At 69.1% G+C, this 18,546-nt stretch carries 14 protein-coding genes; 5 read left to right on the forward strand and 9 right to left on the reverse strand.

The window, feature by feature from the left end; genetic code table 11:
- Positions 1 to 7 precede the first annotated feature (7 nt).
- Positions 8 to 553, reverse strand: a complete 546-nt coding sequence (locus tag NS4_RS14945; protein WP_063060136.1) for a methylated-DNA--[protein]-cysteine S-methyltransferase — start codon at positions 551 to 553, stop codon at positions 8 to 10.
- 141 nt (positions 554 to 694) lie between these two features.
- Here NS4_RS14945 and NS4_RS14950 point away from each other — a divergent pair, with 141 nt between their 5' ends.
- Positions 695 to 1,795 (forward strand): CaiB/BaiF CoA transferase family protein, encoded by a 1,101-nt coding sequence (locus tag NS4_RS14950; protein WP_063060137.1) that lies wholly within the window; start codon positions 695 to 697, stop codon positions 1,793 to 1,795.
- A 219-nt stretch (positions 1,796 to 2,014) separates the two neighbouring features.
- Here the strand turns inward: NS4_RS14950 and NS4_RS14955 are convergent, their stop codons facing one another.
- Genes NS4_RS14955 through NS4_RS14965 form a run of 3 tightly spaced genes read right to left on the reverse strand, consistent with a single transcriptional unit; the run spans position 2,015 to position 7,283 of the window.
- Positions 2,015 to 4,900, reverse strand: coding sequence for a serine/threonine-protein kinase (locus NS4_RS14955; RefSeq protein ID WP_245665418.1), 2,886 nt, complete (start codon positions 4,898 to 4,900; stop codon positions 2,015 to 2,017).
- A gap of 5 nt (positions 4,901 to 4,905) precedes the next feature.
- Entirely contained in the window at positions 4,906 to 5,928 is a 1,023-nt protein-coding gene (locus NS4_RS14960; RefSeq protein WP_063060138.1) for a glutamate ABC transporter substrate-binding protein, read from the reverse strand.
- Positions 5,925 to 7,283, reverse strand: a complete 1,359-nt coding sequence (locus NS4_RS14965; RefSeq protein WP_063060269.1) for a GlnX family signal transduction membrane protein — start codon at positions 7,281 to 7,283, stop codon at positions 5,925 to 5,927. The genes NS4_RS14960 and NS4_RS14965 overlap by 4 nt, the downstream gene beginning before the upstream one ends.
- 185 nt (positions 7,284 to 7,468) lie before the next feature.
- Here NS4_RS14965 and NS4_RS14970 point away from each other — a divergent pair, with 185 nt between their 5' ends.
- Genes NS4_RS14970 through NS4_RS14980 form a run of 3 tightly spaced genes read left to right on the forward strand, consistent with a single transcriptional unit; the run spans position 7,469 to position 9,394 of the window.
- Positions 7,469 to 8,224, forward strand: a complete 756-nt coding sequence (locus NS4_RS14970) for an NUDIX hydrolase (protein ID WP_084487284.1) — start codon at positions 7,469 to 7,471, stop codon at positions 8,222 to 8,224.
- Between the two features lies 1 nt (position 8,225).
- The gene (locus tag NS4_RS14975) at positions 8,226 to 8,969 is read left to right on the forward strand and encodes a RibD family protein (RefSeq protein ID WP_369690213.1); all 744 of its coding nucleotides are present in this window, start codon (positions 8,226 to 8,228) and stop codon (positions 8,967 to 8,969) included.
- Positions 8,939 to 9,394, forward strand: a complete 456-nt coding sequence (locus tag NS4_RS14980; protein WP_063060139.1) for a deaminase — start codon at positions 8,939 to 8,941, stop codon at positions 9,392 to 9,394. The genes NS4_RS14975 and NS4_RS14980 overlap by 31 nt, the downstream gene beginning before the upstream one ends.
- Before the next feature lie 3 nt (positions 9,395 to 9,397).
- Here the strand turns inward: NS4_RS14980 and dnaE are convergent, their stop codons facing one another.
- Complete coding sequence (dnaE, locus tag NS4_RS14985) at positions 9,398 to 12,937, reverse strand: DNA polymerase III subunit alpha (RefSeq protein WP_063060140.1); 3,540 nt, start codon at positions 12,935 to 12,937, stop codon at positions 9,398 to 9,400.
- Between the two features lie 158 nt (positions 12,938 to 13,095).
- On the opposite strand from dnaE, the gene NS4_RS14990 reads away from it, so the two are divergent.
- The gene (locus NS4_RS14990; RefSeq protein WP_169811765.1) at positions 13,096 to 14,082 is read left to right on the forward strand and encodes a LysR family transcriptional regulator; all 987 of its coding nucleotides are present in this window, start codon (positions 13,096 to 13,098) and stop codon (positions 14,080 to 14,082) included.
- 223 nt (positions 14,083 to 14,305) lie between these two features.
- Here NS4_RS14990 and NS4_RS14995 read toward each other — a convergent pair whose 3' ends face one another.
- The 4 genes from NS4_RS14995 to NS4_RS15010 all read right to left on the reverse strand — a co-directional run bounded on the left by NS4_RS14995 (position 14,306) and on the right by NS4_RS15010 (position 18,448).
- A complete protein-coding gene (locus NS4_RS14995; protein WP_063060142.1) occupies positions 14,306 to 15,178 on the reverse strand; it encodes a hypothetical protein in 873 nt (290 codons plus the stop codon).
- Between the two features lie 176 nt (positions 15,179 to 15,354).
- On the reverse strand, positions 15,355 to 16,119 hold the full coding sequence (locus NS4_RS15000) for an adenylate/guanylate cyclase domain-containing protein (RefSeq protein ID WP_063060271.1): 765 nt from the start codon (positions 16,117 to 16,119) through the stop codon (positions 15,355 to 15,357).
- A 569-nt stretch (positions 16,120 to 16,688) separates the two neighbouring features.
- The gene (locus tag NS4_RS15005; protein WP_030524754.1) at positions 16,689 to 17,456 is read right to left on the reverse strand and encodes an ABC transporter permease; all 768 of its coding nucleotides are present in this window, start codon (positions 17,454 to 17,456) and stop codon (positions 16,689 to 16,691) included.
- On the reverse strand, positions 17,456 to 18,448 hold the full coding sequence (locus NS4_RS15010) for an ABC transporter ATP-binding protein (RefSeq protein WP_084487332.1): 993 nt from the start codon (positions 18,446 to 18,448) through the stop codon (positions 17,456 to 17,458). The genes NS4_RS15005 and NS4_RS15010 overlap by 1 nt, the downstream gene beginning before the upstream one ends.
- Positions 18,449 to 18,546 lie beyond the last annotated feature (98 nt).

Raw genomic sequence — 18,546 nt, forward strand, 5'->3', positions numbered from 1 at the left:
CGTCCGATCAGAACAGGGTCGGTTCCCCGAATCCGGGAGTGCGTTCGATCGCCAGCAGCTTCGATTTCGTATCGATACCGCCCGGCGCCGAGAAACCATGCAGGGAATGATCGGCGGCCAGGACGCGGTGGCAGGGCACGATGAGGGGAATCGGATTGCTGCCGAGCGCCTGACCGACCGCCTGCGCGGCCCCGGCCGCGCCGCAGCGGCGCGCGACCTCCCCGTAGCTGAGCGTGTGCCCGGGGTCGATGGCCCGGGTGACCGCGTACACCGCGCGGTGGAACTCCGGCGGTCCGGTGAGGTCGAGCGGTATCCAGCGCAGATCGTCGAGATCGCCGTCGAGGTGGGCGCGGATGCGGGCGAGCGCCTCGCCGCGCGGACCGGTGCTCGGCTCGGGGACCGGGCGAGCGTCGTCGCCGCGGAACCCGGCGCCGGGGTCGTAGCCGGGGAGAGAGAAGCGGGCCACGGCGTCCGCCCGCCAGGCGATGGCACAGCGGCCGATCGCGGTGTCGAAATTCGTCGCGTCCAGCGGCGCGACCGCACTGTCCGGCATACCGACAGTCTGCTCGTGCCCACCGACAACCACCGGTCCCGGGGCCGATCGCACCGACCCCGTGACTCGGAGCCGCTGTTGTCATACTGTCAATATGCCCCGCGGGGCTGACACTGGATCGACGACGAACCGAGGTAGGGCGTGAGTACACCATCCACCGCCACCAAGCAGGGCCCGCTCGCGGGCATTCGCGTGATTGAACTGGCCGGGATCGGACCCGGGCCGCATGCCGCGTTGCTGCTGGCCGATCTCGGCGCCGATGTGGTGCGGATCCAGCGTGCCGGCCAGCTGCCCGGCGGCGCGGACCGGCCGCAGCTGCGCGGCCGCACGGTCGTGGAGGCCAACCTCAAGGACCCGGCCGATATCGAGAAGGTCCTCGGGCTGGTGGGCAAAGCCGACGTCTTCATCGAAGGCTTCCGGCCCGGCGTCACCGAACGGATGGGACTGGGACCCGACGACCTGCTCGAACGCAACCCGCGGCTGGTCTACGGCCGGATGACCGGTTGGGGGCAGGAGGGTCCGCTGGCGGACCGGGCCGGGCACGACATCAACTACATCAGCCTCACCGGCGTACTGCACGCCATCGGCCGCAAGGGCGAACGGCCGGTGCCCCCGCTGAACATGGTCGGCGATTTCGGCGGCGGCTCCATGTTCCTGGTGTTCGGTATCCTGGCGGCCCTGGTGGAACGCCAGAATTCCGGTAAAGGCCAGGTCATCGACGCCGCGATGGTCGACGGGACCCTGGCGCTGTCGAATATGATCTGGGCCTTCCGCGGTACCGGTGCCTGGTCGTCGGAACGCGGGACGAACCTGCTCGACACCGGTATGTCGTTCTACGACACCTACGAGACCTCCGACGGTAAGTACATGGCCGTCGGCGCGATCGAGCCCCAGTTCTACGCCCAGCTGCTGGCCGGTCTGGAGATCGACCCCGAGGGCCTGCCCTTCCAGATGGACCCGGCCGGGCAGGACACGCTGAAGAAGCTGTTCACCGAGAAGTTCCGCAGCAAGACCCGCGACGAATGGGCCGCGATCTTCACCGGCACCGATGCCTGTGTGAGCCCGGTGCTCACTTTCGACGAGGCGAGCGAGAACGAGCATATCGCCGCCCGCGGTTCGCTCATCGAACTGGACAACGTCACCCAGCACGCCCCGGCGCCCCGTTTCTCCCGCACTCCCAACGGCGTGCCCACCCCGCCGCCCACCGAGGCCACCCCGATAGAAACCATCTGGGCGAACTGAACTCCGCGGGCGGGCCGGTTCGTGCGCCGGTCCGCCACCTCGGTCGCAGCCGGGTCGTCGAACCGGCGTGGGCCGTCGGCTCGGCTTCGTACATACCCGAGCGGCGGCCCACAGGCACGGGAACTCCACACCGGCCGGATCGTGGAACTCGTGGCGACGAACCGGTGGACTCGCCGGCCCGGCCGGACACGTTGTCCGGCAAACCTCGGGCTCGGCGGTTCAGAACCAGGTGTTGGGCCGGATGTAATTGGCCAGATCCACCAACGCGTAGCGGTGGCGGCGGCCGGGCGCGAAGCGGGCCAGGGTGCGCAGCCCGGATTCGGTGCCGTCGCGTAACGCGTTTTCGGTGAACGCGACTCCCATGATCGGCGGCTGCGGCCGCCGCGGCGTATTACCGGCCTGCAACCAGGCCAGAGCGCTACCCAGCACCATCACCCGCAGTTGGACGGCCCGGCGTTCGTCCGGCGGAAGGGCTTCCACACGGGCCGCCGCCTCGCGCAGGGTGTGCTCCGGTAGTTCCGCCACGGGCGCGCTGGTGAGCAGCAGCAGGACCACGGTCATCCGCGCGGTGGTGAAATAGCGGGAGGAACCCGGCACCTCGTCCAGAGCGGTGACGGCCTCCCGGTGGCGGCCGGCGGCGGTGAGCAGACGGGCCGAACCGAAAGCCGCGCTCACCAGCCCGTGGTCGGTACGCCAGGTGGTGGCGTAGAAATTCTCGGCGTAATCGCGCCAGGCGCGGGTCTCGTCCGGTGCCCAGTGCTGGAGCACGAGTTCGGCGGTGGCGGCCAGAGCCAGTTTCGGCGCCAGTTCCCCCGGAAGGACCCGCAATACCGCGTCGAACGCGGAATAGGCCTTCTCGTAGTCCTGCTCGCGCAACCCGGCCATACCGGTGTACCAGTCGATCCGCCAATCCCGGCGGCCCGTCTGCGGTATGGCGTCGAGCAGATCGGTGGCCTCGGCGACGCGGTTCAGATCCAGCAGGATACGGGCCTCGGCCAGCCGCAGTTCGCGTTCCATGTTTTCGGGGTCCGCGGCCGGGTCCGCGGCGAGCTGCTCGCGCGCCTCGTGCAGCGCGGCCAGTGCCTGGTCCGGATCGGATTGCAGTGTGTCGGCCAGGTGGGCGGTGGCCGGTTCGGTGCGGGGCAGCAGCGGGATCGGCAGCGCCGCGGCGATATCGGCGGCCGAGAGCAGGGTGTCGCGCGCGATGCCGTCGGCGTAGGCGTCGGTCTGGCCGATCAGCTCCTCGGCCCCGAACGCGCTGCGCTGTTTACCGAAAACCGTGGACCGGTGCGGCCGCTCCACTCCGGTTTCGAAGGCCAGGATCTCTCGCAACACCCCGGACAGCTGATCGGCCATGGCCCCGGCGGATGGGAACCGCCGGTCCGGGTCGGTATCGGTGGCGCACAGCAGCAGCCGGTGGAACGACTCGTACCGGGCCAGGATCGGCTCGTCCTCCGGGGTGGGCAGGCCGTCGCGATAGGCGCCGTGTTCGGTCGGCATGTTGAGCGTGAGCACGGCCAGCGTGCGACCCACCGTGTAGATATCGGAGGCCACCGTCGGACCGGTGCGGGCGATCTCGGGTGCCTGGAAACCGCGGGTGCCGTACAGGTTCCCGTAGGCATCGATCGGTGCGACCGCCCCCAGGTCGAGTAGTTTGACCTGGTCCTCGGTGACCATGATGTTGTCGGGTTTGAGGTCGTTGTAGGTGAGCCCGGTCGCGTGCAGATAATCCAGCGCGGGCAGCACCTCGAGGATGTAGGCGATGGCCTGCGCCACGGGGATCCGTTCGGGCCGCTTGCGGTCGTCGAGCATGCTGCGCAGGGAACGGCCGCCCACGTACTCCATCACGATGAAACCGATCGGCTCACCGCCGGGCGGCAGGTGCTCGACGAAATTGTGGATCTTCACGATGCCCGGATGGGCCACCTCGGCCAGGAACTCCCGCTCCGCCACGGCCACCGCCTGGGCCTCGATATCGTCGGCGTGCAGCAGACCCTTCAGCACCACCCAGCGGTCGCTGACATTGCGGTCCACGGCGAGATAGATCCAGCCCAGCCCGCCGTGCGCGAGGCAGCCCTGGACCTCGTACTGGCCGGCCACCATATCCCCGGGGTTCAGCGTCGGGCGGAAATCGAAGGCGGCGCCGCAATTCGGGCAGATACCGCGCGTGGTGGCCGGACCACTCGCGCTCGCCCGGCCCACCGGTTTGCCGCAGCGCCAGCAGAACCGTTTGCCCTCCCGCACCACCGGATCGGTCAGGACCGCGGCGACCGGGTCGGCGGCCTCGACGGGTGGTATCTCGACCAGACCGGCGACAAGGGTGCGCACCGTGGGCCGCGAACGCACGGTACGGGTGCTGCGGCCGGTACGCAGCTGGGAACCGCTGCCGTGCCCGGAACTCCCGGTGGACCTCGAACCCGTTCGGTCACCGGTGTCGGCGGACGCCACGGCCGCCGCGGTGCCCGGGTACGCGGCGGTACCCGCGACCGCGGCGGTTTTCGGGGAGGCGGCGGTATCCGCGACCGCGGCGGTTTTCGGGGAGGCGGCGGTATCCGCGACCGCGGCGGTTTTCGGGGAGGCGGCGGCATCTGCGGCAGCGGTCTCGGGATGCGCCTCGGGGCGGGCAACGGCGGTGATGTCCGCAACGTCGACCGGGCCCGCGCCGGCAGCAGTTTCCGCGTACGCGGCCGTACCGGCGATGGCTGCGGTTTCCGGGTTCGCATCGGGACCGGCGGCGGTGGTTTCCGGGCGGCCGGCCGTACCCGCCTCGGCAGCGACTTCCGCGTAGGCGGCCGTACCGGCGACGCCGGCGGTTCGCGAGTGCGTGACGGGACCTGCGCCGGCGGCAGTTTGCGGGTAGCCCCCCGTACCCGCTTCGGCGGCGGTTTCCGGGGAGGCGGCGGTACCCGCCGCGGGAGTGGTTGCCGGGCCTGCGACGGTCCCGGAAGTGCCGTGATCGTCACGCACGCGGCCCGCCCCGAGTCGGGTGGACGCACTGGGCTGCCCGTCCGGTTGCCGGATGGGCGCGGCATCGACGGCACGGGTCGATGGCGGCTCCGGAACGTCTCCGGAGCCGGACCGGTCGACCGGCTCGTCCGTCGTCAAGGCGATCAGTCCCGATAGGTCGGGGGCGGGGGTCCGGGGGAGGGGCCGAGGGCCGAGAGCCACTGGTTGTAGAGGCGGTTCCACGTACCGTCCGCGCGGATACGGTCGAGCGTGCCGTTCACAAAGCGGACCAGATCGTCGTCGCCCTTGGGAATGCCGATTCCGTACGGCTCTTCGCTGATACTCGGACCGACCAGCTCGGTGTAGGGGTCCTGTTCGGCCAGCCCGGCCAGGATCGCGTCGTCGGTACTGACCGCGTCCACCTGCCGCTGCTGCAGAACCACCAGACAGTCTGCCCAGGTGGGGACGGTGAGAATGGATGCCTGGGGCTGGATCCGGCTGATCTGTTCGAGCGAGGTGGTGCCACGGATGGTGCACACCCGCTTGTTCGCCAGATCCTTCAAACTCTGGATGCCGGAATTCTGCACGGCCAGCACCCGCTGGTGTGCCTTCAGATACACGGTGGAGAAGGAGACCCTGGCCAGGCGGGCGCAGGTGATGGTCATGGTTTTGACCACCATGTCCACTCGGTGCTCGATCAGCGCCGCTTCCCGCTCCTCGGATCCGAGACTGCGGTATTCGATCTTGTCGGGATCCCCGAACAGGTCCCGGGCCACTTCGCGGGCGATATCGGCGTCGAAGCCGACGATCACCCCACTCTCGGGATCCCGGAAGCTGAACAGATTGCTGCCGGTGTCCAATCCGACGACGAGCCGACCGCGTGCCCGGATCCGGTCCAGCACCGGACCGGTCGCCCCGGGGCCGGCGGGACGCAGGCCGGCGGTGGGATCACCGCAGTTGGTGGGGTCGTCGGGCAGGGGTAGCGGGCCGTCGGCCTCCATCGCCGTCGCCTGCGCGGGTAGCGGCGGCTCGGAGTAGTCGCTGTGCGCTATCTCGTGGTGTGGGCCCGGGCCGGTGGCGCAACCGGCCAGGAGCAGCGCGGTGCACGCCACCCCGACACGCAGCGGCCACGATCGCCGCGACGGCCCGGAGCCCGCCGTCCGGACCGGGTTTCGCGCAAACCTCATCGATACTCCCGCAGTCTTGGCCAGATGCCGAAGGCGATATACGCCGCGGCGGCGAAGCCGAGGATCAACGCACCTGGTGCCAGATAGTCGAGTACCCGGGCGCTGTGGAAAATATTGCTACGTAGCGTGTCCCGGGTCTCGGTGATGCCGTTGCCCAGCGCGTGGTCCAGTGCTTCCACATGAACGGTAGCGTTTTCGGCGCCGGGCGCGGTGGCAATCGCTGCCGCGCGCGCGAATTCGCCGCGGTTGAGTGCCTCGTTCATCCGCTGGTGCGCCGCCAGCCAGTGCAGCAGTGCGGCCCGCGCGTCGGTGGTCGCCCGGTCGGTGTGCCCGGCGAGTAGTTCGTTGAGCCGGGTGATGTTGGCGTCGAACACGTGATCGTAATCGCCGGTGGTGTCGCGACGCACCAGTTTGAGTGTTTCCGCCGAACGCGCCTGCTGCGCCAGGATCCGGCTCTCGGTGAGCCGGGCGGCGGGCACCGTCCCGTCGGCCCGGCCGCTGGACATCGCCACCGACGAAACAGATCCGGCGATCACCGTCCACAGCATCAGCGTGAGCAACGCGCCGGAGGCCAGCAGCAGGCCCGGGTTGAACGTGCGGTGCCACCGCCGGGCCAGCAGCCGTTGCGCCCACACCAGCGCGATCACGGCGACGACGAGCAGCACGATGGCCGACCACGGCGGCCGGACGTGCCGGTCCTGGGCGGTATCGACCGCGGCCGCGCGCCGCACGTACAGCTGTTCGGCGGTCGGCAGCAGCACCGTCTGCATCTGCGACGACGCCTCGCTCAGATAGGCCGCCCCGACCGGGTGGCCCTCCCGGTTGTTCGCCCGCGCGGTCTCCACCAGACCCGAGTACACGGGTAGCCCCGACCCGATACCCATCCGCTGCAGGACGTCCTGAGCGTCGTCACCGGACAGCGTCACCAGATCGGCGCCCGCTTCCCCCAGCGCCTGGCTGTAGCGGTCGCGTACTTGTTCGGGCTCCAGACCGCCGGAGATGAAGGCCGTGGCCGCGGCGGCGTCGGCCACCGAGAGCGCGGTGTAGAGCCGATGCGCCGCGTTCGCATCGGGTTCGGTGTGGGCGAGCAGAACGTCGAGGTCGCGCTGGCGGTCGTGTACAGCGCCCGCGGTGATTCCTCCCGACCCCAGGCACAGCACGATCAGCAGGAGCCCGACGCCGAGCAGCCGCCCGGGCGAGGACTGGGCGAACAGGCGTAAACGTGCAGGGTTCAACCACTTCCAGGCCTGCGCGAGCCGGGGTCGGACGAGCCCCGCCCGCCCGGAGGTGGGCGCCGGTTCCGGGTGGGCCGGGTCGGGCTCGGACACCACCCGATCCTCCGCCAACCGCGTCATGTCCACCCTCCAACTCTGGGCGCCGTGTGCGCTGTATCGCTCCGCCGGTGCCGCGCGAGATCGCTCACACCGCTGCCATGAGCGTATTCGGTATTGTCCACGCGCGCGCCCCGACCTCCACAACCCATCACCCGCCACCACGGGTGGGGCAGGATGGAGGCAACGGTCGACGAGGGCGGTGCGAGATGCGTGGTGACGGTGACGGGTGGTCCATAAGCCCCGGTGGTGTGCGGCACTGGGGCCTGTTCGGTGCGGCCGGCTTGCTGCTGCGCGCCCCGATCGGTAGTGGTGGTTCGGCGGTGCTGTTGCAACATCGCGCCCTATGGAGTCACGAAGGCGGGACCTGGGCGTTGCCCGGCGGGGCCCGTGACAGCGACGAGTCGGCGGTGCACGCGGCGGTCCGCGAAGCCGACGAGGAGGCCGGTATCAAGGCCGCGGATATCCGGGTGCGGGCCGAACGGGTCACCGCCACCGCCCCGAGCGGCTGGACCTACACGACGGTGATCGCCGATGCCGGCAAACCGCTGCCGCTGCGCCCGAACATGGAAAGTGTGGAACTGGCCTGGGTGCCGGAGGACGAGGTGGATCAGCGTCCGTTGCATGCCGGGTTCGCCCACGCCTGGCCGGGGTTGCGGGCCACGTTCGCCTGGATGGACCCGGGTGAGTGGGCGACGGCGGATGCGGCGGAGCTGGCCGCGACCCTGCCGCGCACGGTCGACCTGGGTGCGGAGTTCGTCTGGTTGCACACCGGACCCGATGGGCCCGGCGACCGTGCGGTCCTGCTGAACCCGCCGTACCCGCCGGAGGATTCGGAACCGAGTGGCTCCCCGAACCCCGCGGGCGAGGCGGACGACCCGGGAGCGGGACTCGGCGGGGCCGCGCACGCGGAGGCCAGAGTGCTGGGGATTCCGCGCAGTGCGGTGCTCGGATCGGAGGGCTGAGTTGGGAAACGGCGCGGACGAGGGGGCGCGGGCGGGCAGACCGTATGTGCTGCTGTCGGTCGCGATGAGTGTCGACGGCTATATCGACGATACGGAACCCGAACGCCTGCTGCTGTCCAATGACGCCGATTTCGACCGGGTGGACGGTATCCGTGCCTGGTCGGACGCGATTCTCGTGGGCGCCGAGACGCTGCGGCGCGATAATCCGCGGTTGCTCGTACGCGACGAGTCGCGGCGCGCACAGCGGGTCGCCGCGGGCCGGCCGGAATATCCCCGGAAGGTGACGGTGACCGCGAGCGGCGAACTGGACCCGCAGGCGCGTTTCTGGCGATACGGTACCGCCGAACACCCGCCGCTGGTCTACACCACCGACGCGGGAGCCCGGCGGCTGCGCGACCGGCTGACCGCACCGGCGCAGATCGTGGCCCTGGGCCCCGAACTCGAGTTCCGGCCGTTGCTCGACGATCTCGGCGCCCGGGGCATCAGGCGATTGATGGTGGAGGGCGGCGGCCGCATCCACACCGCGTTCCTGTCCGCCGGATTGGCCGACGAACTGCTGCTCGCGATCGGACCCACGCTGGTCGGTGACCCCGCCGCCCCGCGGTTCCTGCATCCCGCGCGGTTCCCCGGAGGCTCCACCCATCGGATGCGCTTGGTCGAGGTGGAGCGGCTCGGAGATGTGGCAGTGTTGCGATATCGACCTCAGGAGGCCCCGTGCCCGAACCCGACCACCACCACTGGATGAACCGGGCGATCGATCTCTCGCGGCGGAGCCCGCGGGCACCCGGTGCTTTCTCGGTGGGCGCCGTGATCGTCGCCGACGGCATCGAAATAGCCACCGGCTATTCCCGGGAAACCGATCCGAAGGTGCACGCCGAGGAGTCCGCCCTGGAAAAGTTGGATCCACACGATCCGCGGCTGGGGCGGTCCACCCTCTACAGCACTCTGGAGCCCTGTTCGGAGCGGGCGACCAAAACGCGGCTGCCCTGTACCGATCGCGTGCTCGCCGCCGGTATACCTGTCGTGGTGATCGCGTGGCGTGAACCGTCCACGTTCGTCGAGAACTGTGTGGGAGTGGAGAAGTTGCGCGAGCACGGGGTGCGGGTAGTCGAACTCCCGGAACTCGCCGAGGCCGCCATGGCGGTGAACCGCCATCTCGATCTGTCCTGATCGTCAGCGCAGGCAAGCCGGTCCGAACAGCGCTTTCAGCTCTCCCATCAGCGCGGACGAAGGGGTGATCCGGAAACGGGGGTCGAGGGCGAGCAGCCGGGGACCTCGCGCGCCGATCAGGTCGATTCGCAGGTCGGTGGGGCCGGGATGCCGCTGCAGGGTCTCGCGCAGGGCGCGGACGGTATGCGGGGTGCAGGCCGCCACGGGGAGGGTGAGGGTGACCGGCCGCCCGGCGGTATCGGCGGTGAGATCCGGTGCGGTCACCTGATCGCCCAGTAGCGACCGGCGTCCGTCGCGGACGCTGACCGTCGCCGTGATCACCACTACCGCGTCCTCGGTGAGGTATCCGGCGGCGGTGGCGTAGGCGGCGGGGAAGAACAGGATTTCGGCGCCGGCCTCCAGGTCCTCCAGACGCACGACCGCCCAGGGCTCGCCCTTGCGGGTGACGCGCCGATCGACGGCGGCGATGATGCCGGCCGCCCGCACCCGGCGCCCGTGCGGTACGCGACCGTCGTGCAGAGCGGCGAGCGGGGTGTCACCGGCGGCGCCGAGCGCGGCGGCGATATCGTCGAGCGGATGCCCGGAGACATAGAGCCCGAGCATCTCCCGCTCGTAGCTCAACCGCTCGCGGGTATCCCATTCCTCGTCGGGGACGGGCACTTCGAAAATGGAGGTGTGTGCCGCGGCGTCGGCGGTATCACCGGAGAAGAGGTCGAACTGTCCACGCGCCGCGGCTTTCTTGGTGACTGTCACCGCATCGATGGCTTCGCTGTGGATCGTGTGCAGACCTTTGCGGGGATGGCCGAGGGAATCGAAAGCGCCTGCTTTGACCAGTGATTCGACCACCTTCTTGGTACAGGCGACACCGTCGGTTTTCGTCAGATAGTCGGAGAAACCGGTGAACGCGCCGGCCGACTCCCGCGCCCGGATCACCGCCCGCACCACCGGCTCACCGACATTGCGGACTGCGCCCAGGCCGAAGCGGATATCGGGTCCGGCGCTGGTGAACGTGTCCGCCGACTGGTTCACATCCGGCGGCAGCACCCGGATACCCCGCTTGCGGCAGTCGGCCAGATAGATCGCCGATTTGTCCTTGTCATCACCGACGGAGGTGAGCAGGGCGGCCATGAACTCCGCCGGGTAGTTGGCCTTGAGGTAGGCGGTCCAGTACATCACCAGGCTGTAGCCGGCGGCGTGCGATTTGTTGTAGGCGTACCCGGCGAACGGCAGCACCGCCTCCCACAGCGCGGTCACCGCCGCGTCGCTGTAGCCGTTGCCGCGCATACCGCCCCGGAAGTTCTCGAACTCCATGGCCAGTACTTCCGGTTTTTTCTTACCCATCGCCCGGCGCAGCAGATCGGCCTGGCCCAGGGAATATCCGGCGACCTGTTGCGCGATCTGCATGATCTGCTCCTGGTAGACGATCAGCGCGTAGGTCTCGGCGAGAATCGCGCGCAGCGGTTCGTCGAGTTCGGGATGGATCGGGGTCACCGCTTCCCGCCCGTTCTTGCGATCGGCGTAGGACCAGTGCGCCCCCACGCCCATCGGCCCCGGCCGGTAGAGAGCGTTGGAGGCCACCAGATCGTTGAACTCGGTGGGGGCCATCCGCAGCAGCAGTTCGCGCATACCGGCCGAGTCCATCTGGAACACGCCGAGATTGTCACCGCCCGCCAGCATGGCGTAGGTGGGTGCGTCGTCGAGGGCGAGGGTGTCCAGGTCGATCTCGATACCGCTGTTGCCGCGGATATTGTCGAGGCAGTCACCGATCACGGTGAGGGTGCGCAGACCCAGGAAATCCATTTTCAGCAGACCGACGGCCTCACACGACGGGTAGTCCCAGCCGGTGATGATCGCCCCGTCCTGCGGACGCTTCCACAGCGGCACGATATCGAGCAGCGGTTCGCTGGACAGGATCACCGCGCAGGCGTGGACTCCGGCGCCGCGGACCATTCCCTCGAGTCCGACCGCGGTGTCGTAGATGCGGCGCATATCCGGTTCGGCTTCGATGAGTGCCCGTACCTCCGCGGCCTCGCCGTAGCGTTCGTGGCCGGGATCGGTGATCCCCGACACCGGGATGTCCTTGGCGCCCACCGCGGGCGGCAGCGCCTTGGTGATCCGGTCGGCGAGGGCGAAGCCGGGCTGACCGAACTGGACGCGGGCGGCGTCCTTGATGGCCGCCTTGGTCTTGATGGTGCCGAAGGTGATGACCTGGGCGACCTTGTCCGAGCCCCAGCGCTCGGTGGCGTAACGGATCATCTCGCCGCGACGGCGGTCGTCGAAATCGATATCGATATCGGGTGCCGACGGGCGCTCGGGATTGAGGAACCGTTCGAACAGCAGTCCGTGCTCGATGGGGTCGATATTGGTGATCGCCAGTGCGTAGGCCACCAGCGACCCCGCCGCCGAACCACGGCCGGGACCGACCCGGATACCGACCCGGCGGGCATGCGCCACCAGATCGCCGACCACCAGGAAGTAGGCGGGAAAGCCCTTGTCGCGGATGATGTCCAGCTCGAACTGCGCGCGATCGCGGTAACTGTCGGGTACCCCCGCGGGGAAACGCCAGCGCAGGCCCGCCTCCACCTCGCGGCGCAGCCAGCTGTCCTCGGTATGACCTTCCGGGACCGGGAACACCGGCATCCGGTCGCGGAATTCCCAGACCTCGTCGTAGGGTTCGATGCGTTCGGCCACCGCGAGGGTGGTATCGCAGGCCCCGGGCACTTCCTCGTCCCACAGGGTGCGCATCTCCGCCGCGGACCTGAGATAGAAACTGTCGCCGTCGAACCGGAACCGTGCCGGATCCGACAGCGTCTTTCCCGTCTGTACACACAGCATCGCCTCGTGCGCCGCGGCCTGCTGCCGCAGCACATAGTGGCAGTCGTTGGTGGCAAGTGCGGTGAGTCCGGCCTTGCGGCCGACCGCGATCAGGTCGTCGCGGACTCGGCGTTCGATCGCCAGGCCGTGGTCCATCACTTCGAGGAAGAAGTTGTCCGGGCCGAATATATCGCGCCAGCGGCCCGCAGCCGCGTAGGCGGCGTCGAACTGCCCCAGCCGCAGGCGGGTCTGGACCTCGCCGGACGGACAACCCGTGGTCGCGAGTACACCCTCGGCGTATTCGGCGACGAGTTCGGCGTCCATCCGCGGCCATTTCCCCAACTGCCCCTCGAAGGAGGCGCGGGAGGACAGCCGGAACAGATTGCGCAGACCCACCGCGTTCCGGGCGAACAGTGTCATGTGCAGATACGCGCCCGACCCCGACACATCGTCGGATTTCTGCCCGGGTTCGCCCCAGAACACCCGTTTGCCGGAGAACCTGGATTCCGGCGCGATATACGCCTCGATACCGATGATCGGTTTCACCGGTGAATCCCGGGACTGCCGGAAGAACTCCGCCGCCCCGTACATATTGCCGTGATCGGTCATCCCGACCGCCGGCATCCCCAGGCGCTCGGCTTCGGCGAACAGCGGGCCCACCTTGGCCATGCCGTCGAGCATCGAGTACTCGGTGTGGTTGTGCAGATGCACGAAAGACGCGCCCGTCATCGATCACCCCGTGCCGTAGAACCGGGCCCGTAGCCGGTTCGGTTGTCGGACCGGCGGGCCGATAAGGTTGTTTCGGCTACATATGACCAGCTCAAGAGTGATGAGTCGAACAATCGACACGACCACGGAGACAACTGATGGATGTATCAGGAGGTGGGGTGCCCGAGCTCGATCTGGCGACGGTGCGGGCCTTCGTCGCCGTCGCCGACGAAGGCCGATTCGGTGCGGCCGCGGCGCTGCTCGGGATCAGCCAGCAAGCGGTGTCCAAACGTATCGCCCGGCTGGAGAACCAACTCGGCCTCGACCTTTTCGACCGGGCACCCACCGGCGCGGCCCTCACCGCGTCCGCCGCCCGGTTCCTGCCGCACGCGCGCTCGCTGCTCGCCGTCGCCGACGAAGCCGTGGCCACGGTGATGCGCCGACCGCGGCCGCTGCGGGTGGCGGTGCTGGGCGAGCGGGCGACCGAAATGCGGGCCATGCGGTACTACCTCGGCCGTCACCCCGACCGCGATACCGAGATCGTGCTGACCAACGCCTTCGTCACCTCCCGCGACGCCCTGGTCGCGGGCCGGGTGGACGCGGCCGTCGCCCGCGCCGCGGGCGGGCCCCGGCCGCTGCCGGCGCGCATCGCGGCCATGCCGTTCCTGCTGGACCCGCTGCATCTGCTGGTCGGCAAGGACCATCCGCTCGCCGGACGTGCGGCGGTTTCGCTCGCCGAACTGGCCGGGGTGACGGTGTGGGTGCCGGGGACCTCGGTGGAATCGGAGTGGACCGACTACTACCGCGAGCTGAGCCGGTACAGCGGAGTCGTGATCGACAGCAGTCGCCGGTCCGAACTGTTCCCCGAGGTCGCCACCGGTCGCGGACCGGCGCCGATCGCGATGGTGATCGAGCACATCGCCGGCTCCGACACCCTCGCGACCTTCAGCGCGGAAGGTTTCGAATCCCCGTGGCATCCGCATATCCGCCGGGTGCCGATTGTCGACCCGACCCCCGCCTATCCACACGCGCTGTTGTGGGACAGGACCGACACGCATCCGGGTATCGCGGATCTGGCCGCGTATTTCCACGACAACTACAACCGCGATATCGCCCGCGACTGCTGGATCCCGGAGATCGATCGGCCCCTGTTCGTATCCGCGTAGCGGGGTGGGCGCACGTCCCGTCCTTCGCGCCGTCCGCAGCCCCGGGTGGGTCGGCGGCGGCGACCAGCGCGCTCGCATATCGGTGGTGAATCGGCGCCTCGAGTTGAGAGGAGCGCATTACCGGAGGATCGGCCGGGAGAGCGCATCGGAGGGGGCCGACGCTCCCCGGCGTATGGCGCGTCGTCGCCCGGCCGGCATCGGGCGCTCCCTGCGGCGATGCTCCTCAGCGGTGATGGACCAACAGAGCAGTCGGGTTGAGTATGACCCACTGTTTGTCCGAGAAGGCGCTGGATCCGTCGATGGCGTCCCAGCCGCACAGGGCACCGAATTGGCCGATATCGGCGAACGTCAGCTGCTTGTCCTGCAGCGCGATGCGGCGAGTCGTCTCCTCGTCCGTGGGGTCCGCTGTGGTGCGCAGGACCCGTAGTTCATCGTCGATTCGGGTCAGGGCGTGATCACGCTGGGTGATGAGTGCGTCGAGAGTGATCACCCGGGCCTCCGGGCGTAGTGCCATCAGCACCACGCGGGCCTGCCGGGCGGCGAGTTCCTGAGTGCGGGTGGGATCGGTGTAGTCGAAGGCGACGCTCTCCAGCGGCGTGACATACGTCCCGGATCCGGAGGGGCCGCCGCCCGGTCGTACGGGGCCTTCGATGAAGTCGTCGATATAGCGGTCCTCCTCGAACCCGCGGAACAGCGGTGGCCTGCCCGGCGTGATCACCGCATCGACCTCGGGTCTTGTCACGGTGGTGACGGGGCCGCAGAATCCCTGTAGCCGTTGGATCTCCTCGAAGGCCGAGGAGTTTCCCGAGGACCCGGGTCTTCTCGTCCACCGCAGTTCGCTGTAATCCACCTCGTCGACCAGGTCCCGGCCGCGTACGTAGGCGGAAGACCGTGCCATGGGGATGAGCCTGTCACCGGATGTGACGGTCTGATCCGGTGTTCCCGCGGCAGAGGCTTTCTCGAACCTTTCGGCGGCCTGGGTGACGTGACCGCTGGCTTGCTTCGGGAACGCGGCGATCGCAGGACCGCCGTCCTTGGCGGTCGCCCCGAGCATCTCGCGCACACTTCGCCACACCTCGTCGAGACCGCGGTCCACAATGTCACTGTGCCCTATCGCGCTCGCCGTGCTGAACCGAGCCGGCCGCCCACAGCTGCTTCTCGCCCGGCGGCATCCGGCACGGTCGCGCGACCGGCAGGGTGCAGGACGCGCCCGGGCGGTCAGCGACCGTCCACACCGGCGCCCGTCGGGCGGCGACGCGGGGACCCGAGCGGTCAGGCCGAACTGATCCGATAGATTCGCAGATCCTCCGGTACCCCGCTCAGGGGTGCGGCGAAGAAACTGCGGCGGTAGGGGCGGGCGGTCTGCCCCAGTTCGGCCAGAGTCTCCGGGTTCAGCGCGGTCAGCGTGGTGTGGGAGATCATCATCTTGCCATTGCCGCCGGCCTCCATCACCCGCGCGGCGATGGTGACGTCCACACCCAGCCAGTCGCCGCCGATCTCCCGCGGTGAGCCGGTGTGCAGGCCGATCCGCATCCGGGGCCGGTAGTCGCCCGCGGCGACCTCGGCCAGATTGCGTTTCGCGGCGATCGCGGCCTGGACGGCCCGATCCGCGGAGGGGAACACCGCCATGACGCCGTCGCCCATCCGTTTCACCACCTGGCCACCGCGTTCGGCGATCGGAGGTTCGATGGCCTTGGCCACCTTGCGCAGCAGATCCAGGGTGGCTTCGTCGCCCGCGGTGAGCGACCAGGAGGAGAAAGACACCAGATCGGTGAACATCACCGTCATCTCCTGGGTGCCCTTACCGCGTCCCAGGCGTTCGAGCATCGCCTGCCAGACCTGCAGCGCACCGAACCCGATCTCGCGGGCGGCGCTGGGATTGTCGCCGACCAGCCGGTCCGCGGCCCGCGCCACGGCCCGGGCGCCGCCGGGGCCGGTGACCGAGAGCGGGTCACCGAAGGCGGGGTCGCCGGGGAGTTGGTGACGGGCCCGCCGCAGGACCTCGATCACATCCGGTCGCTGGTTGGCCACGTTCATCAGGGCCGACAGCGGATGGACACGGCGCACCGCACCGGCGGCCGCGCCGTTCTCGGCGACGGCGGCCGATCCGACCGTCGGCTCGTCGGTGGTCGCGTGATCGGCGCCCGGCGCGGCGGCGCTGCGGACCTCCGGCTCCGGTACGGCACGGCCGGAGGGCTTCTCGTTCACGCCCCGAGGGTATCTCAGGGAATCGGACGTGAGGGGAACGCTGATGATAGTCACCTGTCGCCTCTCTATCGGAGGAGTGCGGCACGCCGTTGGGTCCGCCGATGGAAAACGTTCGGTGCCTGCCCCCGATGGTAGCGACGACCGGAGGGCGGCCGGTGAACGCTTGGTTACAGATATTTGGCAACTCACGAAGAGTTCGCCCGCCGCCAACGGTGACGGGGCGAACAACCACACTGTCGCCATTACGACCACCGGCCCGGTGCATAGCGCACCGGGCCGGTGGTAAGTGCACTCCGACGACCGGGCAGTGGCCGCCGGCGTGCGGGGCGCGCGATCCTCCCGACAAGGCCGCGCTACCCACTACCCGAGCGGCGAGGGAAGCGGCTCGGGCGATTCGGTCAGGCGTCGCGCTGGTTGACCACCACCAGAGCGACACCGGTGACGAGTGCGACGAAGGCGATGAAGTAGACGAGGCTGCCCCATACACCCCAGTGCCAGTTGCCCGACGCCATCGACTCGTCCATCAGCGCGAAGCGGCTCGCATTCTGGAACGGCAGGAACGCGCTGATCTCACGTCCCACTTTACCCAGTGCCCCGACCAGCGGTTCGATGATCAGCTGCCAGAGCACGATCAACGAGATCGCCGCCGCCGACTGCCGGACCAGCACACCGATGGCGATGGCCAGCACCACGTTGAGGAAGGCCAGGACCGGTATCGAGTACAGGGCGCGCCAGTTGCCCTCCAGGATCAGGGTGGACCCGGCGTCCCCGGCGACCGCCTTGGCCACCGCGTAGGCGGCGAAGGCCAGCACCGTGGTCAACGCGGCCGCGTAGAGCCCGACCAGGCCCGCCTTGGTGCCGATCACCAGGATGCGGTTGGGTACGGCCTGGAAGGTGGTCCGGATGATGCCGAACCGGTACTCGCTGGTCACGGTGAGCGTGGCCATGATGGCCAGGACCATCACCCCGAACCCGCTGATCCCGAGGAAGGCGGTGTCCACGGTCAGCGCGGGGGCGCCCGAGGCCTGCGGGTCGTCGGCGGCGATCCGCCCGATCAGCCCGAACAGTGCGGCGAAGCCGACCGCGAGGGCCACCACGATCAGCGAGCACCACCACGGGGAGCGGGTCGAGGTGAGTTTGATGCGTTCCGCGGCGATCACACCCATTATTTGGTACCTCCGAGAACCTCGGTCCGGTCCGGGACGGCTGCCGGCGGGGCCGCCGCGACATCGCCCTGCGGGCCGACCTCACCGTGATACTGGACATCCCCGCCGGTCATCCGCATGAACGCGTCCTCCAGCGAGCCCCGCTGCGGGGCGAGTTCGTAGAGGGTGATGTTGTGCTCACCGGCCAGTGCGCCGACCGCGTCGCTGGTGACCCCGTTGACCACGAGTGCCGCGCCGTCGGCGTTGCCCTCGTTCTGTTTCACGGTCATCCCGTTCGAGGTGAGCAGACTGCGCAGTTCGTCGAGCTGCGGACTACGCACCCGCACCGACGACTCCGACGCGCGTTCGATGAACTCCGCGGTGGTGGAGTCGGAGATGAGCCGGCCGCGGCCGATGACCACCAGATGATCGGCGGTCTGCGACATCTCCGAGAGCAGATGGCTCGACACCAGGACCGTGCGGCCCTCGGCGGCCAGTCGCTGCATGAACCGCCGGATCCAGAGGATGCCCTCCGGGTCCAGGCCGTTGACCGGCTCGTCGAAGAGCAGGACTTTCGGATCGCCCAGCAGAGCGCCAGCCAGGCCGAGTCGCTGCGACATACCCAGGGAGAACCCACCGGCCGATTTACCGGCGACCTCGGACAGGCCCACCAGCCGCAGTACCTCCTCCACCCGGGATTTCGGCAGCCCGTTGGAGGCCGCCATCCATTCCAGATGGGCTCGCGCCGACCGGTTGGGATGCACCCATTTCGCGTCCAGCAGCGCGCCGACCTCGCGTAACGGGTGTTTCAGCTGCCCGTACGGTCTACCGTTGATCAGCGCGCTGCCCGCGGTCGGGCGATCCAGGCCGAGGATCATGCGCATGGTGGTGGATTTACCGGCGCCGTTCGGTCCCAGGAACCCGGTGACCTGACCGGGTTGGACGGTGAAGGTCAGGTCCTGGACCGCGACGGTCTGCCCGTAGTGCTTGGTCAAGCCCCGGACTTCGATCATGCCGACCAGCATGCCCTATTCGTGGAGCGCTCGCGTCGCCCGATGGTCGGCCTCCGTACTCATCCTGGAGGATGACCCGGCCCTGGCCCGGCACCTAC

Source organism: Nocardia sienata NBRC 100364, assembly GCF_001613205.1.
GTDB lineage: Bacteria > Actinomycetota > Actinomycetes > Mycobacteriales > Mycobacteriaceae > Nocardia > Nocardia sienata.